General features: G+C 61.9%; 24 protein-coding genes. 10 read left to right on the top strand and 14 right to left on the bottom strand.

Going from position 1 to position 20,935, the window contains the following annotated elements; all coding sequences use genetic code 11:
* Positions 1–162: 162 nt before the first annotated feature.
* Both AC5J09_RS15770 and AC5J09_RS15765 read left to right on the top strand, forming a co-directional pair.
* A complete protein-coding gene (locus tag AC5J09_RS15770; RefSeq protein ID WP_324762966.1) occupies positions 163–606 on the top strand; it encodes a hypothetical protein in 444 nt (147 codons plus the stop codon).
* Positions 607–731: 125 nt separating this feature from the next.
* Entirely contained in the window at positions 732–1,307 is a 576-nt protein-coding gene (locus AC5J09_RS15765) for an MgtC/SapB family protein (RefSeq protein WP_324762965.1), read from the top strand.
* A 24-nt stretch (positions 1,308–1,331) separates the two neighbouring features.
* Here AC5J09_RS15765 and AC5J09_RS15760 read toward each other — a convergent pair whose 3' ends face one another.
* Positions 1,332–1,580 carry a hypothetical protein gene (locus AC5J09_RS15760; RefSeq protein ID WP_018094292.1) on the bottom strand — a complete coding sequence of 83 codons (249 nt, stop codon included), beginning with the start codon at positions 1,578–1,580 and terminating at the stop codon, positions 1,332–1,334.
* Positions 1,581–2,009: 429 nt separating this feature from the next.
* Between AC5J09_RS15760 and AC5J09_RS15755 the strand changes: the two genes are divergently transcribed.
* From AC5J09_RS15755 to AC5J09_RS15740, 4 genes are all read left to right on the top strand, one after another.
* Positions 2,010–3,353 carry a M20 family metallopeptidase gene (locus AC5J09_RS15755; protein ID WP_494297980.1) on the top strand — a complete coding sequence of 448 codons (1,344 nt, stop codon included), beginning with the start codon at positions 2,010–2,012 and terminating at the stop codon, positions 3,351–3,353.
* 137 nt (positions 3,354–3,490) lie between these two features.
* The gene (locus AC5J09_RS15750; protein ID WP_100669477.1) at positions 3,491–4,258 is read left to right on the top strand and encodes an ATP-binding cassette domain-containing protein; all 768 of its coding nucleotides are present in this window, start codon (positions 3,491–3,493) and stop codon (positions 4,256–4,258) included.
* On the top strand, positions 4,255–5,298 hold the full coding sequence (locus tag AC5J09_RS15745) for an ABC transporter permease (protein WP_324762963.1): 1,044 nt from the start codon (positions 4,255–4,257) through the stop codon (positions 5,296–5,298). Before AC5J09_RS15750 ends, AC5J09_RS15745 begins: the two co-directional genes overlap by 4 nt.
* A 30-nt stretch (positions 5,299–5,328) precedes the next feature.
* Positions 5,329–6,288 (top strand): substrate-binding domain-containing protein, encoded by a 960-nt coding sequence (locus AC5J09_RS15740; protein WP_324762962.1) that lies wholly within the window; start codon positions 5,329–5,331, stop codon positions 6,286–6,288.
* 159 nt (positions 6,289–6,447) lie between these two features.
* Here the strand turns inward: AC5J09_RS15740 and AC5J09_RS15735 are convergent, their stop codons facing one another.
* From AC5J09_RS15735 to AC5J09_RS15725, 3 genes are all read right to left on the bottom strand, one after another.
* Positions 6,448–7,701, bottom strand: coding sequence for an NAD(P)/FAD-dependent oxidoreductase (locus tag AC5J09_RS15735; RefSeq protein WP_100669483.1), 1,254 nt, complete (start codon positions 7,699–7,701; stop codon positions 6,448–6,450).
* Between the two features lie 239 nt (positions 7,702–7,940).
* The gene (locus AC5J09_RS15730; protein ID WP_003527150.1) at positions 7,941–8,105 is read right to left on the bottom strand and encodes a DUF1328 domain-containing protein; all 165 of its coding nucleotides are present in this window, start codon (positions 8,103–8,105) and stop codon (positions 7,941–7,943) included.
* A 146-nt stretch (positions 8,106–8,251) separates the two neighbouring features.
* Complete coding sequence (locus AC5J09_RS15725) at positions 8,252–8,641, bottom strand: hypothetical protein (RefSeq protein ID WP_234819184.1); 390 nt, start codon at positions 8,639–8,641, stop codon at positions 8,252–8,254.
* Between the two features lie 172 nt (positions 8,642–8,813).
* Here AC5J09_RS15725 and AC5J09_RS15720 point away from each other — a divergent pair, with 172 nt between their 5' ends.
* On the top strand, positions 8,814–9,062 hold the full coding sequence (locus AC5J09_RS15720; RefSeq protein WP_003527142.1) for a YMGG-like glycine zipper-containing protein: 249 nt from the start codon (positions 8,814–8,816) through the stop codon (positions 9,060–9,062).
* A 77-nt stretch (positions 9,063–9,139) separates the two neighbouring features.
* Here the strand turns inward: AC5J09_RS15720 and AC5J09_RS15715 are convergent, their stop codons facing one another.
* The gene (locus AC5J09_RS15715) at positions 9,140–9,328 is read right to left on the bottom strand and encodes a NepR family anti-sigma factor (protein ID WP_018094289.1); all 189 of its coding nucleotides are present in this window, start codon (positions 9,326–9,328) and stop codon (positions 9,140–9,142) included.
* 247 nt (positions 9,329–9,575) lie between these two features.
* Between AC5J09_RS15715 and rsiB2 the strand changes: the two genes are divergently transcribed.
* The gene (rsiB2, locus tag AC5J09_RS15710) at positions 9,576–10,373 is read left to right on the top strand and encodes a PhyR-type response regulator RsiB2 (protein ID WP_018094288.1); all 798 of its coding nucleotides are present in this window, start codon (positions 9,576–9,578) and stop codon (positions 10,371–10,373) included.
* Between the two features lie 175 nt (positions 10,374–10,548).
* Positions 10,549–11,303, top strand: a protein-coding gene (locus AC5J09_RS15705) for an IS5 family transposase (protein ID WP_494296965.1) whose coding sequence is annotated in 2 segments (ribosomal slippage) — positions 10,549–10,899 and positions 10,902–11,303 — 753 coding nt in all. Because the reading frame shifts where the segments join, the coding sequence is not laid out codon by codon here.
* Positions 11,304–11,462: 159 nt separating this feature from the next.
* Here the strand turns inward: AC5J09_RS15705 and AC5J09_RS15700 are convergent.
* The 9 genes from AC5J09_RS15700 to rirA all read right to left on the bottom strand — a co-directional run bounded on the left by AC5J09_RS15700 (position 11,463) and on the right by rirA (position 19,634).
* Positions 11,463–12,593 carry an AI-2E family transporter gene (locus tag AC5J09_RS15700; RefSeq protein WP_338278284.1) on the bottom strand — a complete coding sequence of 377 codons (1,131 nt, stop codon included), beginning with the start codon at positions 12,591–12,593 and terminating at the stop codon, positions 11,463–11,465.
* Positions 12,594–12,599: 6 nt separating this feature from the next.
* Positions 12,600–12,860: a hypothetical protein gene (locus tag AC5J09_RS15695; RefSeq protein WP_494297979.1), complete on the bottom strand. Its 261-nt coding sequence runs from the start codon at positions 12,858–12,860 to the stop codon at positions 12,600–12,602.
* A gap of 143 nt (positions 12,861–13,003) precedes the next feature.
* Complete coding sequence (locus AC5J09_RS15690) at positions 13,004–13,348, bottom strand: RidA family protein (RefSeq protein WP_018094286.1); 345 nt, start codon at positions 13,346–13,348, stop codon at positions 13,004–13,006.
* A 64-nt stretch (positions 13,349–13,412) separates the two neighbouring features.
* Positions 13,413–14,240: a dipeptide ABC transporter ATP-binding protein gene (locus AC5J09_RS15685; RefSeq protein ID WP_018094285.1), complete on the bottom strand. Its 828-nt coding sequence runs from the start codon at positions 14,238–14,240 to the stop codon at positions 13,413–13,415.
* A complete protein-coding gene (locus tag AC5J09_RS15680; protein ID WP_018094284.1) occupies positions 14,237–15,091 on the bottom strand; it encodes an ABC transporter ATP-binding protein in 855 nt (284 codons plus the stop codon). Before AC5J09_RS15680 ends, AC5J09_RS15685 begins: the two co-directional genes overlap by 4 nt.
* 1 nt (position 15,092) lies before the next feature.
* Entirely contained in the window at positions 15,093–16,001 is a 909-nt protein-coding gene (locus tag AC5J09_RS15675; RefSeq protein WP_018094283.1) for an ABC transporter permease subunit, read from the bottom strand.
* A 10-nt stretch (positions 16,002–16,011) separates the two neighbouring features.
* Positions 16,012–17,016, bottom strand: a complete 1,005-nt coding sequence (locus AC5J09_RS15670) for an ABC transporter permease subunit (protein WP_018094282.1) — start codon at positions 17,014–17,016, stop codon at positions 16,012–16,014.
* 104 nt (positions 17,017–17,120) lie between these two features.
* Complete coding sequence (locus AC5J09_RS15665; RefSeq protein WP_324762959.1) at positions 17,121–18,716, bottom strand: ABC transporter substrate-binding protein; 1,596 nt, start codon at positions 18,714–18,716, stop codon at positions 17,121–17,123.
* A 453-nt stretch (positions 18,717–19,169) separates the two neighbouring features.
* Positions 19,170–19,634, bottom strand: a complete 465-nt coding sequence (gene rirA, locus AC5J09_RS15660; RefSeq protein ID WP_494297978.1) for an iron-responsive transcriptional regulator RirA — start codon at positions 19,632–19,634, stop codon at positions 19,170–19,172.
* Between the two features lie 189 nt (positions 19,635–19,823).
* Between rirA and AC5J09_RS15655 the strand changes: the two genes are divergently transcribed.
* Positions 19,824–20,864: a Fe(3+) ABC transporter substrate-binding protein gene (locus tag AC5J09_RS15655; protein WP_338278275.1), complete on the top strand. Its 1,041-nt coding sequence runs from the start codon at positions 19,824–19,826 to the stop codon at positions 20,862–20,864.
* The last annotated feature ends 71 nt before the right edge of the window (positions 20,865–20,935 follow it).

The following is a 20,935-nucleotide window of genomic DNA, read 5'->3' as shown; positions in this document are numbered from 1 at the left end:
AACCTTGCAGGTTTTCGGACGTTAATCGTTGCGTCGTGTGCCCACCGGGGCGCGATGAGGCCGCAATTTACTTGCGGTGGTACGGAACCCCTCCCCTTAGGTCATGCTGATTTGGGGATCTATGCAAAGGCGATTTTGCAGGCGGGGTGACGGAGAGAAAGGATGTACGTCATGAACCAGCACGAAGAATTGCGGGATAAACCGCCGCTCGATCCCGCCACCGGCCAACCGACGCCGCGGGACCCGGAAGCGCCCGTGACCAGATCGCGCCGTAGCAGTTGGCCTTTGCTGGTCATCATTCTTGCTGGCCTGATACTCGCGCTGATCGCCTGGCTGCCGGCAGAGCTGACAAGGGACGCCGAGAACGAGCCGGTCGCGCCGAGCCAATCCGAGACGACTCCCGACGCCACCCCGCCGGCCGCCGCGCCTACGGATCAGGCCGCGCCTGCCGATCAGGCCGCACCTACGGACCAGGCGACGCCGCCCGCCGGAGGAACGACGGCGCCGGCAGCACCTGAGACCCAGACCCCGGCAGCGCCCGAGACGCCAGCTGCACCGGCAGCACCTGCCACGCCGGCCCAGCCGCAGAGCACTCCTGCGCAGTAGATCGACGAACGCCCCTTGTCGGGCGGGATGAAGTCGAGCGGGATGACGCGGTTTGCCGCGCCGTCCCGCACTTCTGCAATCAGATCCGCCCCGAGCGGTCGAGTGACGGAGCGCGTTCGTCTTTCATGAACGAAGTCTTTAACGACATCCTTGTCGATACCCAAACACCTTACTCAGTGATATTCGCGCGGCTCTTCGGCGCCATCCTGCTCGGCGCGATGATCGGCGTCGAGCGTGAAAAGCGGCAGCGGCCGGCCGGGCTCAGGACCCACATTCTCGTCAGCCTCGCCTCCGCGATCTTCGCGGTGGTCGCCATCGAAAGCGTGCACATGAAAAGCCTTTCCGGCCCCGAGGTGCGCATCGATCCCATTCGCGTCGTGGAAGCCGTAACCGCGGGAGTGGCCTTTCTCGCCGCCGGCATGATCGTCTTTTCGAAGGGTGAGGTGAAGGGCCTGACGACCGGCGCAGGCATGTGGCTTGCCGGCGCCGTCGGTCTCGGAGTTGGGTTCGGCTTCTGGCTGATAGCGGCCTTCGCCGCCATTGCGAGCCTCGTCGTGCTCTTTGTCCTCGGCCGGCTGGAGGTGGCGTTGCAGTGGAAGGCGCCGGACGAGTTCTTCGACACGGACGCTACGTCGCAGAAGAATGAAGATCCAGGAGAAGAAGACCGGCTACGAGACCGGGTCGATGTGCGCGAACGCTGATCGGAGCCGCCAATGGCCGCCCGATCAGCGCAGTTCGGAAATTGGGGTTGTCTGATACCCGCCCAAGGGGAGCGGACGGTTGTCGAAGACCGACCTACCCTCCTTCAGGCCATGAATGACAGCAACGGCCTTACGGGCTTCGTCCGGCGTCGCGAACAACTGGCCTTCCAGGGACCAGACGCTGAATTTCACGGCCATGAACCGCAATCGGCCGTTCTCCGGAATCAGCGCACCGACAGCCTCGCCGGCAAACTCCACCGTGTGCTTGCTCATCGTGTTTGAAACTCCTCCCGCGGCCGGGCAAAGCCCAAGCCGGCCGACGCTCGCGGTCAGCCGGAGGAGAAACACGCGAAGACCAGGTTGGTTCCGGCGCCAGAACAAAAAAAGCTATGACCATCGCCTCTCCTCATAAAGGCGCGGCCTCAAATCACCTTGTTGTAAGACAACTGACATGCACATGAGCTTTCGTCTCCGCCCGAATAAATCACTTGCCGTTGCAGCCGACTCAGGCCCGGCCGGCTTAACGCAGCGCCCGTTTGCGCGTTCCTGAGATCGGTCGCTCATATTTTTTGTTGACAGATGTCTGACAATTGCGCAATTTTTCATTCGACAGGACCGCGCCTAGGGCGAGCGGCCGGCAAGCCTCCTGGCGCCGGCCGAGAACAAGAAACGGCCTGCGGGAACGAAAACTTGGGACCGGATATGCACTCACCCAAAATAGGCGTGCAGGCTTCTGCACTTTCTGAACGCATCGACGACGCGATTGCTCGCCTCGCCCCCGGCGCGGAGCACCTTCTTGAGCAGCTTGTGTCGGTCAACAGCATCAATCCGGGCTTTCCCGGCATTGCCCGTGAAACCGTGATCGGCGGAGAGACGGCCTGTACGCGCCTCATCGGCGCCTATCTCTTCAACCTCGGCTTCGAACTCCATGACATCGCAGTCGATCCGCAGCGGGTCAATCTGGCGGCAGTATTGAAGGGCACCGGCGGCGGGCGCTCCCTGCTCTTCAACGGCCATGTCGACACGGTCGCTCCGTTCAAGCCCGAAGCCTGGATTTCCGGAGATCCGTGGAAGCCGGTACGGCGCGGAGAGGAGCTCTTCGCTCTCGGGTCCACCGACATGAAGGGCGGCCTTGCCGCTGCCTGTCTCGCCATCGCGGCGCTCAAGGAGGCCGGCGTCCTGCTGAAGGGCGACCTGCAGGTCCATGCCGTCGTCGGCGAAGAGACGATGGACCACGAAAACGGCACGACAGCCGTGATCAAGGCCGGCTTCCGGGCCGATGCGGCCATCGTTGCCGAACCCTCCTCCCAACCCGAGCCGCTGACGATCGCTCCCGTCTCGGCCGGCAACTTCAACCTTGAAATTTCGGTCAAGGGTCATGGCACCCATGCCGGCAACCGCGGGGCCGCTATCCGCGCCGGCGGCGAAGGCTCGAGCGCCGGCGTCAACGCCGTCGAGAAACTGATCAAGGTCGTGCAAGCGCTACAGGATCTCGAACAGGAGTGGGGTATCAGCAAACGCCATCCGGCCTTTCCGCCGGGGCTGTTTTCGCTCGTGCCGGGCGTGTTCCACGGCGATGTCGGTGTTCCGAGCGTCGGCTACATGGCCGACCACGCCTATGTCGGATACCTCGTCTGGTACGCGCCGCAAGAAGACCCCGAGGCGGTGAAGGCTGAAATCGAGCGCCATGTGCACCACGCGGCCCAACTCGACCCCTGGCTTCGCGATAACCCGCCGAGATTCACCTGGCGCAGCCACTGGCCTGCTGCAGACGTTCCGACGGATCACCCACTTGTAGACGTGCTCGTCGAGGCCCGTTCCGCAGTGCTGGGTGCCCTCCCCCCAGGGCGGGCCAAAACCGCTTCCTTCAATGCCGTAAGCGATGCGTCCTTCCTTCAGGCTCAGGGCATTCCAGCGATCGTGCTCGGCCCCGGGAACATCCGCTACGCTCATGCTGTCGATGAACGCATCAACATGCGCGAATGGCGAGAATGCGCCCGCATCTATGCCCGCGCCATCGTCGAGTGGTGTGGCCTCGCCAACTGACTGCTGCTGCTTTCGAACCGACACCCGCCATGGAGGCGGGCGGAAAGCACCGTCGGGTGGCGCCGACCGTGCAACGCGCACCTGAACGTTGTTGGAGCCCGACGAACCATGATCGCTTTTCTAGTCTGGAGACTGCCATGACAACCCCGATCCTCGCTGCTCGCAATATCGAAAAAAGCTTCGGGCAGATGCGCGCCATGCAAGGCGCAAGTTTCGATGTCCATGAGGGCGAAATCGTCGCCCTCATCGGCGACAACGGTGCCGGCAAATCGACCTTGACTAAAATTCTTTCCGGCGTGCTCCAGCCGGACAGCGGCGAGATCCTTGTCGATGGAAAGCCGGTCCATTTCGACAGCCCGCTCGACGCCCGCACACACGGCATCGAAACCGTTTACCAGGACCTATCGCTGGCGGTCGATCTCAATGCGGTGCAGAACCTCTATCTCGGCCGCGAGATCGCCGCCCCCGGACTGATGGGCCGCCTCGGCTTTCTCGACAAGACGCTGATGCGGCGCAGGGCCCAGGAGTCCTTTACCCGTCTGGGCGTGCGCGTTCCCGACCTGCGCGCGGCCGTCGCCAATTTCTCCGGTGGACAGCGTCAGGGCATCGCGGTTGCACGCGCGCTGATGTGGGCGAAACGGGTGGTGTTCATGGACGAACCGACCGCAGCGCTCGGCGTTGCGCAGACGCGCAACGTGCTCGACCTCATCCGCCGCGTTCGAGACACCGGCATCTCCGTCGTGCTCATCAGCCACAGCATGCCGGATGTCCTTGCGGTGTCGGACCGCGTCACCGTGCTTCGCCACGGTCGTCGCGTTGCGACCTATGCCACCGGTGCGGTTACCTCCGACGAGCTCGTCGCAGCGATGACCGGCGCCCTCGAACGCGAAGGAGCCGCGGCATGACCGTCGAAACCGCATCCGACCACACGACGACCAAGGACCAGCCTTCCATGCTGCATGACACTTCGCCGCCAAAGCCCCTGATCCGCCGGCTGTTGGACGGTCCGGAACTGATGATCTTCGGTTCGCTTATCATCATCATAGCGATCTTCACGGTCATGGCGCCCGCCGCGTTTCTGAGCGGTATCAACCTGCGGAACATGGCGATCGAGGCTTCGATGATGATGATCCTCGCCGTGGGCATGACCTATGTCATCATCGCCTCCGGTATCGATCTGTCGGTTGGCGCCGTGCTTGTCTTCTCAAGCGTCGCGTCGCTGATCGCCATGCGTGCAACTGGCTCGGATGCGTCCTGGGTGCCGGTGCTCGGGCTTTTCGTGTCGCTTGCCTCCGGAGCGATCTGGGGGCTCGTCAACGGCCTCCTCATCGCCAGAGCCCGGCTTACGCCGCTGATCGTCACACTTGCCAGCATGGGCATCGCGCTCGGGTTGGCCCGGCTGATGACCGGCGGCGTCGACCTGACCGGGGTGCCTCGATCAATCGTTACCTCGATCGGCATCGGCCGTCTCGGGGGCATTCCGGTCATCGTGCTGATCGCCTGCGTCTTTACGGCCATCGCCGGCATCGCTCTGCATATGACCCGCTTCGGCCTCTATACCTATGCAGTCGGATCCAACGAGCAAGGCGCGCGCCGCGCCGGCATCAAGGTCGATCGGCATATCGTATCGATCTATGTGATTTCCGGCGTTTGTGCCGGCTTGGCCGGCTATCTCACCCTCGCCCGCTTCTCGTCCACGACGATTTCGGGCCATGCCATGGACAATCTGAAGGCGATCACGGCTGTCGTCCTCGGTGGCGCAAGCCTCTTCGGCGGCGTCGGCTCCATGTACGGTACGGCAGCCGGGGTGTTCATCCCTGTCGTCCTGGCTTCGGGCCTGATCATCGTCGGCCTGCCGAGCTTCTGGCAGGAAGTCGCCGTGGGCATCGTCCTTCTCGCGGCCGTGCTGCTCGACCAGTACCGACGCCGCTCCCGCTCCTCCTGACCTCCAACCACAACCACAAGAGGGAACACAATGACGAAGATGACCAAGAGACTTGCTTTCCTGCTTGCCGCCACCACGCTGTCGGCAACAGTCGCCGCGGCTTCGGACGACATCAGCGTGTCGCTGGTTCTCGGCCAGCGGAACAGCGGCTTCCATGAGGCCATCGCCTGCGGCGCCCGCGCCGCCGCCGAGGAGCTAGGCGTGAAGGTCAACATCCAGGCCGCCCCGACTTACTCAGCTTCCGAACAAATCCCCGTATTGAACTCCGTCATGGCGACGAGTCCTTCCGCCATCGTGCTCGATCCGACGAGCTCGACCGCACTGATCGCGCCGCTTATGGAGGCGGCGGCCAACGGTGCCAAGATCGTTGCCGTCGACACCACCCTTGATGACCCCTCTGTACTGGCTGCCGTGGTGGGCACCGACAATGAAAGTGTCGGCCGGGAAACCGCCAAGGCGCTGGCGAAAGCACTGGAAGGAAAGTCCGGCAAGGTGGCGCAGATCAACAGCATTCCCGGCATCTCCACCGTCGATGCCCGGATCAGGGGCTTCGAGGAAGAGATCAAAAATCATCCGAACCTTACCTACATCGGAAATCAGTTTGCCAGTGAAGACATACCGAAGGCGCAGCAGGCCTTCGTGTCGCTCATGAGCGCCCATCCCGACCTCATCGGCGTCGTATCGCAGTCCAACAACCCGGCGATCGGCGTCGCCGGCGGCATTCGTTCAACCGAGACCGCCGACAGCGTCGTCGCCGTCGCAGTGGATGCCGACGATGCCGAGATCGAGGCCCTGAACGAAGGTCTGCTCGACGCTCTCGTCATCCAGCAGCCCTTCGAGATGGGTTATATTGGCTTCAAGCAGGCCGTCGCTGCCGTCAAAGGCGAGCCCGTCGAGACGCCGATAGGCACCGGCACCGTAACCGCGACCAAGGCGAACATCGCCGAGCCGGACGTCGCCAAATACCTCTACAAGGGAAATTGCATCTGATCGAAAGTTCAGGCGACAGGCGGGGGCCGACAATCTCCCCCCCGTCTTTTTATGCCTCTGGAGAGCCCGTGGTCAGTTGGAGGCACAAAGGGCGCTCCAGATCACGATGGTTTTAGCTCGGCTAAAGCTAAAACCATCGAACACACTCCTCCTCATCCTCTATGCGAGGAAGCGCTCCGGCCGATACGGCGCGATGTCGATTACGGGCTTCTCACCCGTCATCGCCTGTGCCAGCGCGCGGCCGGTGACCGGCCCTAGCGTCATGCCGTGATGCGCGTGGCCGAAGGCGAACCAGAGGCCTTCGTGTCGCGGAGCCTTGCCGATAACGGGCATCATGTCGGGCGTGCAGGGTCGCGCGCCCATCCACGGCTCCTCGTCGCGCCGCTCGGCGAGCGGGAAGAATTCGCGAGCGACCCGCTCCGCCCGCGTCAGCTGCACCGGCGTTTTCGGCGCATCGCGCAGTGCGAACTCGGCGCCGGTCGTCAGCCGGATACCGCGCAGCATCGGCGCCAGGAAATATCCCTTCTCGGCGTCGAGCACCCAGTTGTTGAGTTGAGCGCCCTCCCGGGCGCCGTAATGCATGTGGTAGCCGCGCTTCACGGCGAGCGGGAAATGGTAGCCGAGCTTTCGCGTCACCGTGTCGGCCCACGGCCCGAGCGCGACGACGACCTCCCGCGCCTCCAACGGGCCGTCCGGTGTGGCGACACGCCAGCCCGCCCCTTCCAGAATGTGCTCCAGTGTCGCGGCATCGCCCGAAACGAGCCGGCCGCCGAGCGACTGGAAGTAGGCGAGATATGCCTTGTTCAGGCTGTGCGGATCGCGGATCGACCACGGATCCGTCCAGCGCAGGCCGCCGGCGAGTTCGACCTGGATGGATGGTTCGATCGTCTTCAGCTCGCTGGTCGAAAGCTTCTGGTGATTGACTCCGAACCCGGCGGAAAGCCGTTCTGCGTCCTTATAGGCCGCGTCCCGCTCCTTTTCGGTGCGGAAAACCTTCATCCAACCATCCTTGCGAATGAGGTCGCCGGCGCCGGACGCGTCGATCAGGTCCTGATGTTCCGCGATCGAATGTTCGATAAGCGGTGCATAAAGATGAGCTATCTTCTGGTGCTGGGTGAAGCCCGAGTGCCACCAGTAGCGCGCGAGGAACGGCACGAGACTGGGCAGCGCACGGAAGTGATAGCTGGCGTCGATCGTGTTGTTCAGGGCGTAACGGAAAAGCGCTCCGAAATTGTGCGGGAAGCCGTAGGGGAAGACGCCCTCGCGCTGTATCAGGCCTGCATTGCCGAAGGACGTTTCCTCCCCGGCGCCGCGCCGATCCAGAAGCACCACTGACTTTCCAAGCCGCGCCAGATGGATCGCGCTGGAAATGCCGACAATGCCGGCACCGAGAACCACTACGTCCGTCTTCATGTGCAGATGCTCCTATCCGTCATGCCGCCGTGCCGCGTCACTTCACGACGACAACTTCCAGGGATTTCATGGGAGATGGTGTCCTGACATGCGCGGCGGATATTCGCATGAATAGCCAAGCGGACCCGACAGGGCAAGGGAACAGAGCGTCACACCACAACTGGAAAGGGGTGGAGACGAGAGCTCCACCCCTTATCGATCGGCACCAATTTTGCGGGCGGCAAGCCCCGCCTGGAGGCTCACGTTCGGCGGATGAGACCCGCTACGAGCGAGATCACGAGGAATATGAGGAACAGGAAGAACAGGACTTGCGCAATTCCCGCCGAAGCGCCGGCAATTCCGCCGAAGCCGAGGACGCCGGCGATGATCGCGACGATCAGGAACACGAGAGCGTAATAGAGCATCTGCTATCTCCTTGTCTGCGTTACCGAAATCGAAACGCGTGTCGGCTCGCCTTTGTTCCCGGGCCGGCCGTGGCTGCGCGGTGCGAGGTTGTCTGCCCGGTTCAGAAAGCATTGATTAACCAAGAGAACCGCAAATAGAACGGAACTTATATTTCGCGTGCAAGCGAGAGGAACCTTCGAAAGCGCTTGGCGTTGTTCGGATTGAAAGAATCTCCAGGAAGACAATGAAGATACCATCGCGACATATCTGGAAGACCGTAAACGATGCGGGCCGTTATCAGGCCGATCTGCGTGATCGGAATCTCCATATCGGCAGGACGATGCGCGACCTTCAGCGGCACTCCGAGGAAAAGTACAACAAGCGGATCCAGGCGCTGCTCGAAACTCTGGAACGTGCCGAACGCCAGTCGCATAAATGACGACCGCTCCGTGTCCCTCCGGCAACAGGCATGCGCGCCGGCGTCATCGCGCGCGGAACAAAAGGCGCCAATCGGCGTTTTGGCGACAATAACAAGCGCCGCGGCGGCGGCATCCATGGGAGATGGGAATGCCAGCCTTGGCGGCGCCTGTTGTGACCACCCCTCCAGTGGGGACCGACGCTCAGATGAGCATCGCAGCGGCTCCAGCCATGCCTCGGTGCGCATTTCCAACGAAGACTATGCTCGGCATCTCCAGCAGTTCTGTGTCAACCCTGAATAGGAACGCGTCATGAAGAAGTTACTCGTCGTCGCAAGCCTGATCCTTCCCTTGGCTGCCTGCACGCAAACGGAACGAGGTGCGGCAATCGGCGCTGCCTCCGGCGGTATCATCGGCGGTGCCATATCCAATGATGTCAGGGGAGCTGCGGTAGGTGCCGCTGTCGGCGGTGTCGCCGGTGCCCTTATCGGTCGTGCGAACGAGCCCGGCTATTGCGTCTATCGCGACCGCTACGGCCGCCGCTACACGGCGCGCTGCTGATACGGATAGCTCTCCGAGCCGAGCTCCTGCCGGCGCGGCTCGTTTTGTCGGTGGCCGCCAGCGTGAAAGCTGCGGCGTCACTCGCGCGGTCGTTCTTCGGCCTCATCCAGACGGTGCAGAAGGTCCAGAAAGTGCTGCGGCACGGGTTCGTTCTCCACCGCCTGGTAGAGCGCCTTCAGCTTCGAAGCGATTTGGCCATGAGGTTGCGTCGTCTCGGCGCGGTCGATCCCCGCTGGCACGGCGCCTTTCTTTGAGGACTTCTTCATCTTCCCGTTCCGTGCGGGCTGCAGTTCCGCGCCATTTCAGATCCGCGGTACCCTGATGCGGCGCTTTTCGTGCCTGTCGGAATAAGCTTCAGCCAATCCCATCCAAGGTCGCAGCAGCCGGTCGCCCAATTCATTTGCCGCGATTGTTTCTCAAGGCTTTCCATAAACCGGAATACGTGCTCAAAACATTTGAGGTATCCTGCTTGCGCCGTCGGCAAGATATGCACAATAGTTTAGGAAGGTCTAAATGCCACTTTCCACAAGGATTGCGCCCCACCTCCCCTATCTTCGGCGTTACGCCCGTGCCGTCACCGGCTCGCAGGCAGCCGGCGATGCCTATGTCTCTGCCGTGCTCGAAGCGCTGATCGACGACCTGGGGCTTTTCCCGGCCGCGTCGAACGATCGCATCGGTCTTTACAAGCTGTTCTGTTCCCTGTTCGGAAAACTCAAGATCGACCGAACTCAGCTCGCCTCGCCTTTCGCATGGGAGCAGAAGGCGGCTTCCAATCTCTCCCTCATCGCGCCGCCCCAGAGACAGGCATTCCTTCTCGTCGCCCTTGAGGGTTTCTCGACCGGCGAGGCAGCGGAAATCATGGGGCTGGACCACGGCGCCTTCGGCAAGCTGCTGACCAGCGCCTCGGAGGAGATTTCGCGCCAGATCGCGACCGACGTGATGATCATCGAGGATGAGCCTCTCATCGCGTTGGACATCGAGGACATGGTGACGAGCCTCGGTCACCGGGTCACCGGGATCGCCCGCACGCGCCGCGAGGCGCTTGATCTCTATCACCAGACATCGCCGAAAATGGTGCTCGCGGATATCCAGCTGGCCGACGGCAGTTCGGGCATAGACGCGGTCAACGACATCCTGACGCAGGCGGCCGTACCGGTCATCTTCATCACCGCCTTTCCCGAACGGCTACTGACCGGCAAGAAACCCGAGCCGGCCTTTCTGGTGACCAAACCCTTCAACCCGGAAACCGTGAAGGCGCTGATCAGTCAGGCTCTTTTCTTCGACGAACATGCGCAGGCCGGAGCGAGCTAGAGCACTTCATGTTTCATGGAAACGGTGAAATGCTCCAACCCTTTGGTCCAACGCGCTTCCGGACGGAAAACCGTTACACGCTTTTCCTGGAAGTGCTCTAGGGTCAAAACTCAATCAGCCTATTGATGGCATGTGATTTCCATGATTCTTTTCCGAAAAATAGCGGAGTTGAAGCATGGGAAGCGAATTCTGGTTGAGCGATCAGCAATGGTCCGTTATCGAACCGCTGCTGCCGAAGAACCGACCCGGTGCGCGCCGGGTCGATGACCGCCGCGTCATCAGCGGCATTGTCCATGTGTTGCGTGTCGGGTGCCGTTGGCAGGATTGCCCGGCCGTCTATGGCCCGCCAACCACGATTTACAATCGCTTTCATCGTTGGGCCGGCCGCGGCCTGTGGCTGAAGCTGTTTTCGGCCCTGGTCGCGGCCAGTCCAGGCGACATGCAGATGATCGACAGTACCACCGCGAAGGTCCATCGCTCGGCCGCTGGTGGAAAAGGGGGGCGCAGACGCAGGCGATCGGTCGCTCCCGCGGCGGCCGGACGACGAAAATCCACGCCGTCGTAGACGGTCGCGGCCGGCCGCTCGGTCTGCAGATCTCGCCGGGGCAGATGGGCGATGTGCGCGCCGCCGTGCCGTTGCTCCAGCACCTGCCACCCGCCTATTTCCTCGCCGCCGACACCGCCTACGACAGCGATGCCCTGCGCCAGTATCTGACCGGACGCGGCACCATTCCGGTCATTCCCAACAACCCGACCAGAAAGCGCCGCCATCCCTTCGATGCAAGGGCCTATCGCCAGCGCAACGTCATCGAGCGGATGTTCTGCCGTCTCAAGGATTGGCGGCGGATTGCTACCCGCTACGACAAGCTCGCCACAAACTTCCAGGCCGCCGTCCACATCGCTGCTATCGTCATCTGGTGGACTAATTGAGTCTGGAGCCTAAGGCCTGTTGAGATTCGGGCCACCCGCCGCCGCTTGTTTGGTTCCCTCATTCCTGTGCTCGTCACAGGGATGAGGTGAGGAGAGATTGCAGTCCTCCGAACATTTTCCTACAGCGCCGCGCGTCTTATGAGACGCGCGCATGAAGGATCAGCCCGGCAACTGGCGTTCCGGCTGCGGCAGCAGGGTCTGCTCGAATATGATCATCGCGATCAGCGAAAGCGGAAAGGCGAGGAGCGCCCCGACAGCACCCCACATCCACGTCCAGAAAATGATCGCGACGAAGACCAGGAACGGGTTGATATCGAAGCGTTGGCCGAGGATGGCGGGCACCAGCAGATTTTCCATGGCGAGGTGAACGGTGAAGAAGGCGACCGCCGGGGCGATGGCCACGATGAGCGCATCATGCGTCATCAGTCCGCCGACGAGCAAAGAGAGGGTCATGAAGGTGACCCCGAGATAGGGAATGAAACTCGAGACGAAGGCGAACAGCCCCCAAAGCGGGGGCATCGCCAATCCGCCGACCAGCGCAATGACCATGGTTATGAAGCCCAGCGCCAGATAGATCAGGCTGGCGGTCGAGAAATAATGCGTAAGCGCATCCTCCAGGGCGTTCATGATCCGGATCGCGCTCAGGCGACCTTCGCGGCTGGGAAAAGCGAGAATGATCGTGCTGCGCAACTGAACGCGCCCCAGCAGGAAGAGCACAAGGGCGGCCAGGAAGATCAGGGTCTGCACCAAAGCGGGCGTCAGGCTTGCCGCCGCGCCGCCGATAAGCGGTCCCGCATTCTTGACGATGACGTCGGCGAAAGCCTCTTCTCCGCTGCCGCGGGCAAGCGCTACGTTTATCCATTCGAAGCGCTGCAGATAGGGCAGTATCCGCTCCATGAGGCCTTCGACCAGCCGCGGCGCCTCGCGCGCGACCTCGGTGATCGGCCAGAGGATGGCATTGACCAGGTATGACAGGCCGAGCAGAAAGCAAAGTGCCAGCAAAAGGCCGCCGAACATGGGCGGCAGCCCGAACCGGGCCAGTTCATCGGCAGCGCGGCCGAGAACGATGCCGATGACGACGGCGAGCGTGATCGGCAGGAGGATCGCTTCCATCGCATAGACGACTGTCGCGCAGGCGATCACGAACAGTCCAATGACGCTCCACGCGCCGGCGAGATCGATGCTGTCGCGTTTTCGGGCGACGATCGCCGATGCCTCGGCCAGCGCGATTTCCCTCTCCGCTTCGCGCTTTCGTCGACGCTCGGCCGTCGTCCGCCCGACTATGTCCATCGGCACCTACCTCTCAAACGCTCTTGCGGCGAACAGCTCGTTCGCGAATGCGGGACGGAGGTGGCGCACTCCACCGCGGATGCCCCCCGCGAAGCGTTGCTCAATGTCGCTCAAGCGGGACAGGTGAAGCGTGGCGGAAAGCAGGCCAGGCCCACCGATGATGATCAGCAATGTATAGGCCACGCCCTGCGGCGTGCGCGGGAAGAGATCCATGCCGAATACCGGCACGTCACGACGGGTCGGGGCACCCGGTAGAGCATGTCTCATCCTCCTTGCGGAACGCACCCATAAACGCCGCAACTGCGGAAATCGTTCCTGCGCGACAAGCGTGTAAGGACGGCAGCAAAACGCCGCCGGCCCAGGGGCCGACGGCGGGGAAAGTGGAGCGTATGTCTGCTTGCGTGAAAGGCTTAGAGAGCTGCCGTCACGATGACTTCCACGAGATATTCCGGGGTTGCGAGTTTCGCTTCGCCGGTCGCGCGCGCCGGCGCGTGGCCCTGAGGCACCCAGGCGTCCCAGACCGAGTTCATCTTGGCAAAGTCCGCCATGTCGGCGAGCCAGACGGTCGCGGAAAGAATGCGCGTCTTGTCCGTGCCTGCGAGCGCCAGCAGACGATCGACCTCCGCCAGCGCCTGCTTCGTCTGGGTGACGACGTCGTCGCCGGCATTGCCGACCTGGCCGGCGAGATAGACCGTGTTGTTGTAGACCACGGCCTGGCTCATCCTCGAGCCGCTTTCGAAACGCTTGATTTCCATAATCCTCATCCTGGTGTTGGGCCGAACAACGGTCTGCCGGCATTTGGGTGATACGTATTTCCGCTCAGGCGGCATTCTTCCGGGCGAGCCGGGCCTTGATGCTGGCAACATCCGCCCGCGGCGTCGCCGCGAACAACGTCTTCGTATAATCGTGCTGCGGGTCGGAGAATACCGCGTCCCGGCTGCCATACTCGACCGCTTCGCCGTAATACATCACCATTACGTCATCGGCGATGTAGCGCACCACCGACAGATCGTGACTGATGAAGACATAGGTGAGCTTGAATTCGTCCTGCAGATCGGCGAGCAGGTTCAGAACCTGCGCCTGTACGGAGAGGTCGAGCGCCGAAACCGGCTCATCCAGAACCAGAAGCTTAGGATTGAGCATCAGCGCACGGGCAATCGCAATGCGCTGCCGCTGGCCGCCGGAGAACATGTGCGGATAGCGATTGTAGTGCTTCTCCTCGAGGCCGACCTTCTTCAACATCGCCATTGCCCGCTCTCGGCGTTCGCCTGCCGGAACCTTGGTGTTGATGATGAGCGGTTCCGCGAGAATATCGCCGATCTTCTGGCGAGGATTGAGGGAGCCGTAAGGGTTCTGAAAGACGATCTGAACCTTGCGGCGCATCTCCGCCGTCAGCCCCTCGCGCGCGATGTCGACCGTCTTGCCGTCGATCGACAGCTCGCCCGCCGTCGCCGGGTCGATGAGCGTGATGATGCGTCCGAGCGTAGACTTGCCGCAGCCGCTTTCGCCCACGATCGCGAGCGTCTTGCCCTCGTCGACCGTGAAGCTTACGCCCTTCAGCGCATGAACGGTGCGCGCCGCACGGAACAGGTTTCCGGGAATATGATAGTCGCGCACCAGGTTGCGGGCTTCGAGAACATGGGTCATCGAGCAGCTCCCTCGAGCATCTGTTGCTCATTGAAAAGTTCGGAAATCGTCGGCAACCGGTCTCCCGTCGCATTCTCCGGCAAGGCCGAGAGAAGCGCGCGGGTATAATTGCTCTTCGGCGACTCGAACAGCGAAAGGACATCCGCCTCTTCGATCTTCCGGCCCTTGTACTGCACGATGACGCGATCCGCCGTCTCCGCTACGACGCCCATGTTATGGGTGATCATGATGAGGCCCATGCGGTATTCCTGCTGCAGCTTCATCAGGAGATCGAGGATCTGCTTCTGAATCGTCACGTCCAGTGCGGTGGTCGGCTCGTCCGCGATGAGCAGTTTAGGATTGCAGGCAAGCGCGATGGCGATCATCACGCGCTGGCACTGCCCGCCCGACATCTGGTGCGGAAAGTGCCCGAGGCGCTCGGCGGGGTCGGGAATGCCGACCGCATCGAACAGCTCGATGGCGCGCTTGCGCCGCGCTGCCCGGTCGAGACCCATATGTATGCGCAGCACTTCCTCGATCTGGAAACCGACCGTGAAGCACGGATTGAGGCTGGCGATGGGCTCCTGAAAGATCATCGCAATGTCCTTGCCGACGATCTTGCGACGGTCGGAGGCCGGCATCTTCAATAGATCCCGTCCGTTGAAGGCGAGCTTGTCCGCGGTCACCTTGGCGGTCCAGGGCAGAAGCCCCATGGCGGCAAGCATGGACACGGATTTGCCGGAGCCCGATTCCCCGACGATCGCCAGGACCTCGCCCTCATGCACCTTGAGCGAGACGCCGTCGACGGCTCGGAACGGCCCGGACGCCGTCTGGAATTCGACGACGAGGTTTTCGATTTCGAGAAGCGCCATGTCAGGACCTCTTCAGCTTGGGGTCGAGCGCGTCGCGCAGGCCGTCGCCCATCAGATTGATTGCCAGAACGGTCACGAGGATAGCGAGGCCGGGAAGCGTCACGACCCACCAGGCACGGAGGATGAATTCGCGTGCTTCCGCCAGCATCGTTCCCCATTCCGGCGTCGGCGGCTGCGCACCCATACCCAGGAAGCCGAGTGCCGCCGCATCGAGGATCGCACTCGAAAACGAGAGCGTCGCCTGGACGATGAGCGGGGCCATGCAGTTCGGCAGGATGGTCTTGAACATCAGCCTCGCATGTCCGGCTCCGGCGACCTTCGCCGCCACGACGTAGTCGCGCGTTTTCTCCGTCATCACCGCCGCCCGCGTCAGGCGGACGAAATGCGGCTGGAACACCAGCGCGATCGCGATCATCGCATTGGTGAGGCCCGGCCCCAGCACCGCAACCAGGACGAGCGCCAGCAGGAGCGACGGGAAGGCCAGGATGATGTCCATGATCCGCATGATGACCGTGTCGATCCACCCGCGGAAATAGCCGGCGATGACGCCGACGAGGATTCCGCCCGTCAGGGACAGAACCGTCACGATGACGCCCACGAAGAGCGAGAAACGTGTGCCGTAGATGAGACGGGAGAGCATATCGCGGCCCACGGCGTCGGTCCCGAGCAGGAAAGTCGCGCGGCCGCCTTCCTGCCAGACGGGCGGGAGCAGCACCGCCTCGCGGAACTGGATGGTCGGGTTATGGGGTGCCACCAACGGAGCGAAGATGGCGAGCAGCACCAGGAATAGGAAGAAGAACAGGCCGATAACGGCGCCGCGGTTCTCCGAGAAATAGTACCAGAATTCGGCGAGACGCGCCCGGCGCGTCGGATCGGTCGATATGGCGGTTGTCGCGGTAACTTCGGTCATATCGCTCTCCTCAGTGCCGGATGCGGGGGTTGATCAGGCCGTAGAGCAGATCAACGGCGAGGTTCACCAGCATGATGACCGCGGCTATGATCAGAAGCCCGCCCTGTATGACGGCATAGTCGCGCCGGAAGACCGAATCGACCATCCACTTGCCGATCCCCGGCCAGGAGAAGATTGTCTCCGTCAGGATCGCGCCCGCCAGCATCACACCGACCTGCAGGCCGATGGTGGTGACGACAGGGATCATCGCATTGCGGAGCGCATGAATGCCGACCACACGGAAGGTGGAGAGCCCCTTGGCACGTGCCGTGCGCACATAGTCCTCGGAAAGCACTTCGAGCATTGCAGAGCGGGTCTGGCGCGCAATGACGGCGAGCGGAATGGTGCCGAGAACGATCGTCGGCAGGATGAGGTGATTGAAGGCCGACTGGAACGCCCCTTCCTGGCCGGACAATAGCGAGTCGATCAGCATGAAGCCGGTGACCGACGGGAAGAAGAACATCAACGAGATACGCCCGGACACCGGCGTCCACTGCAGAATGCCGGAGACCACGATGATCAGCAGCAGGCCCCACCAGAAGATCGGCATCGAGAAGCCGATGAGCGCGGTGCCCATGATGATCTGGTCGAAGATGGATCCGCGCTTGACTGCCGCGACGACACCAGCGGGGATGCCGACGACCACCGCGAAGATGATGGCGCAAAGCGACAGCTCGACGGTCGCCGGGAAGAGCTCCATGAACTGATCGATCACCGGCTTCTTGGTGACGATCGACGTTCCGAAGTCGCCCTGCAGAACGCCCCAGAGATAATCCAGGTACTGCATGACGATGGGGCGGTCGAAGCCCAGTTGGTGGGAGATCTCGGCGTGCCGCTCCGGCGACATGACCCGTTCGCCGGAAAGCAGCGCCACGGGATCGCCGGGAAGCAGGCGGATGAAGGAAAAGGCGATGATGGAAACCCCGATGAAAGTCGGGATCAGCACTGCCAAACGCCCCAGAAGGAATCGGAACATAGTCAAACCTCATGCCAACCGTGCCCGCATGAGTGGCGGCACTGGCAAAAAGGAAGAGGGGCGCTCGCCAGCGGCAAACGCCCCCTTCGGATCTGTCGATAAGATTACTCTACAATATCAACGCCGTCGAAAGCAAAGTCGCCGAGCGGGCTCTGCACGAAGCCTTCGACATTCTTGCGCATCGGGACGATGGAGAGCGAGTGGTCGAGCGTTGCCCAGGGAGCTTCGCGCTTGAAGATGACCTGCGCTTCCTCGTAGAGCTTGGTGCGCTCTGCGACGTCGGAGGCTTCCTTCGCCTTCGTGACGAGGTCGTCGAACTCCTTGTTGCACCACTGCGCGCGGTTGTTGCCGCCGACGGCATCGCAACCGAGCAGAGTGTCGAGGAAGTTGTCCGGGTCGCCATTGTCGCCCGTCCAGCCGAGGATGACCGCACCGTCGCGGTCCTTCGCCTTGGACTTCTCGAGATATTCCGCCCATTCGTAGGAGACGATTTCGACCTTGACGCCGACCTTTGCAAAGTCCGCCTGCATCAGTTCGGCGGCGCGACGGGCGTTCAGCATGTAGGGACGCGCGACCGGCATCGCCCAGACCTTCATCGAAAGGTCCTTGACGCCGGCATCCTCGAGCATCTTCTTGGCCGCTTCCGGATCGTAGGTGTCGTCTTCGATCTGTTCGTTATAGGACCACATGGTCGGCGGAATCGGGTTAACCGCCGGCTGCGCCTGTCCCTGGAAGACGGCGTCGACGATCGCCTGCTTGTTGATCGCCTTGTTCAGGGCCTTGCGCACTTCGACCTTGTCGAAAGGCGCCTGCGTCGTGTTGTAGGCGAGATAGGCGACGTTGAGGCCGGCCTGCTCCATCACCTTGAGGTTCGGATCGGCCTTCATGGCTTCCACATCGGCCGCGTTCGGATAGGGCATCAGGTGGCATTCGCCGGCCTGCAGCTTCTGAAAGCGAACGGCCGCATCCGTGGTGATCGCGAAGACCAGATCATCGATCTTCTGTTTTCCGCCCCAGAAGTCCGGATGAGCCTTGTAGCGGATGACCGCGTCCTGCTGGTAACCGACAAAGGCGAAAGGACCGGTGCCGAGCGGCATCTGGTTGAGCTGGTTCATCTTGTCTTCGGCCTGCAGCTTGTCGGCATATTCCTTCGACATGATCGACGCGAAGGGCATGGCAAGATTGGCGAGGAACGGCGCTTCCTTGCGCTTCAGCTTGATCTTGACCGTCATGTCGTCGACCTTCTCGACCGACTCGAGCAGTTCCGGCAGGCCCATGCCGGCGAAATATTCCCAGGAGCCGCCGGTTACGTAGCCGTGCCACGGATGGTCGGACTTCCACTGGCGCTCGATCGAGAAGATCACATCGTCGGCATTCAGTTCGCGGGTGGGGGTGAAGAACTCGGTCGTCTGGAACTTGACGCCGGGACGCAGCTTGAAAGTATATTCAAGGCCGTCGTCGGAAATCGTCCAGCTTTCGGCGAGCCCGGGCTCGGTCTCCGTCGTGCCCTTCTTGAACTCGAGAAGACGGCTGTAAACGGTATGCGCGGCAGCGTCGAAGGTCGTGCCGGCCGTATAGAGGCCGGGATCAAAGCCCTCCGGCGACCCTTCCGAGCAGAAGACGAACGTTTTCGACCAGGCGGTGCCGGCCATCAGCGTGGCAATCGCCGTCGCTGCCAAGAGAGTAGTGAGCTTTTTCATGAGCTTGCTTCCCAGATTTGTTTTTGTTCTCGCAATTTATCTGACACGGCATGACGTTTGCACCCGGTCAAGGGCGGATGGAACGACATTTGGCGTCGCAATGCAATAAGTCGCTTTGGAATTTTGTCTATGCGAAAAATTCTTCCGCAAACAGAGCATGCGGAACTATCCCCGACTTTCGCCGGCAACCGCGGTTCCGGGGCGAGCAATGCGAGTCGCGAACTCTCAAGGGGAATGCAGATAAACTCTAAGCTGCGCTGTCGAAGGGAAACATTCGACCTCGAAAGTGCGCTACCTTCAAGGTGCCGAGATCGCCCGCCGGAAGCAAGACCTGTCGACTGGAAGCAGCAGTTCGCGGGTGAGTTGCCGCCAGCGTGCGCGGGTTTTCCGTCCCGCTCTCACGCTGCTTCAGGGCAGAGCCTCTCGGCCGCAAGCTCGCGGACGCGAGTGAACTCAGGCGGCCGAGGTCTGCGGGCGCACCGGCTCTTCCAGGCCCAGGAGGAAGTTGATCTGCGGCCGGGCCTTGACCAGGTCGTCGATCGTGTATCCCTGAAGCACTTCGAAAAAGGCGTTCAGCGCCTTGCGCAGCGCGGCGTTGAGGCCGCAGCTGTCCACCAGCGGGCAGTCGATCTCGCCCGCCTCGAAGCATTCCGCCATGGCGAAACTGTCTTCCGTGACTTTGACGACGTCGAAAAGTGTGATCTCCGACGCCGGCTTCGGCAGGCGGACGCCGCCGTTGCGGCCGCGCACCGTCTCGACCAGGCCGGCTCTCGTGAGCGGCTGCAGAATCTTGAAGAGGAACAGCTCGGATACGCCGTAAGCCCTGGCAATCTCGGGAATGCGGCTGAGCTTCTCGCCGTTCGCACCACAGTACATCAACATGCGTACCGCGTAGTTGGTTTGCTTCGTCAGACGCATTTTTTGCTCCGGATTCGATAAATTCGTGCCTCATCATATAGGACGGATCGCAGTTTGGAACAATTCCAAAAAGTGGAAATATTCACGAAGGTTATCTCTTCACCTTTTCGCTGTTGACTGATGCGCCGGCGGACGGCAGAAATATGATTGAGTTAGTTAAGTTTAAAACACGAAAAAGGAGAGAGCACCATGCAAATTTCAAAAGCGCTGATCGGAGCGCTGTCCGTAGCGGCGACGTTTCTTGCCTCTACGGCGGTCCGAGCCGACGGAGAGGTCAACATCTACTCTTACCGGCAGCCGGACCTCATTAAGCCGCTTTTGGACGCCTTCACCGAGAAGACGGGCATTGCGACCAACGTCCTCTTTCTCGACAAGGGTCTTGTCGAGCGCATCCAGGCTGAAGGCGCAAACTCTCCAGCCGACGTGATCCTGACCGTGGACATCAGCCGCCTGACCGAAGCCAAGGACGCGGGCGTGACACAGCCGGTCGTCAACGAGACCATCAACAAGGACATTCCCGACCATTTCCGGGATCCGGACGGCAACTGGTTCGGCCTGACGACACGCGGCCGCGTCGTCTATGCCTCGAAGGAGCGCGTCGCGCAGGACGACATCACCTACGAGGAACTCGCCGACCCGAAGTGGAAGGGCAAGATCTGCACCCGCGACGGCCAGCACTCCTATAATGTCGGCCTGTTCGCCTCCATGATCGCGCACCACGGCGAAGCCGAAGCGGAAAAATGGCTGACCGGCCTCAGGAACAATCTCGCCAAGAAGCCGGACGGCGGCGATCGGGACCAGGCCAAGGCGATCTTCGCCGGCGAATGCGACATTGCGCTCGGCAACAGCTACTATGTCGGCCTTATGATCACCAACGAGAAGGAGCCCGAGCAGAAGGAATGGGCTTCGGCGATCAAGGTGCTGTTCCCGAACACCAAGGACCGGGGCACGCATGTGAACATCTCCGGCATGGCGCTCGCCAAGAACGCGCCGAACAAGGAGAATGCCCTCAAGCTCATGGAATTCCTGTCGGAAGGCGAAGCGCAGAAAATCTATGCCGAACAGGTCTTCGAGTATCCGGTTCTGCCGGGCGCCGAACCATCGGACGTCGTTAAGTCCTTCGGTGAGATCAAGCCGGACACGCTGCCGCTTGCCGAAATCGCGGCAAACCGCAAGAAGGCCTCGGAAATCGTCGACAAGATCGGCTACAACGACGGCCCGCAGGACTGAGACCGACCATCGAAGCAATACGTGGACGGCGGGCGCATGCCCGCCGTTTTCGTGCCGGCTCCAGTGGGGCG

It is taken from the genome of Sinorhizobium sp., from assembly GCF_059070375.1.
This window is presented reverse-complemented; position numbering and strand designations above follow the sequence as displayed.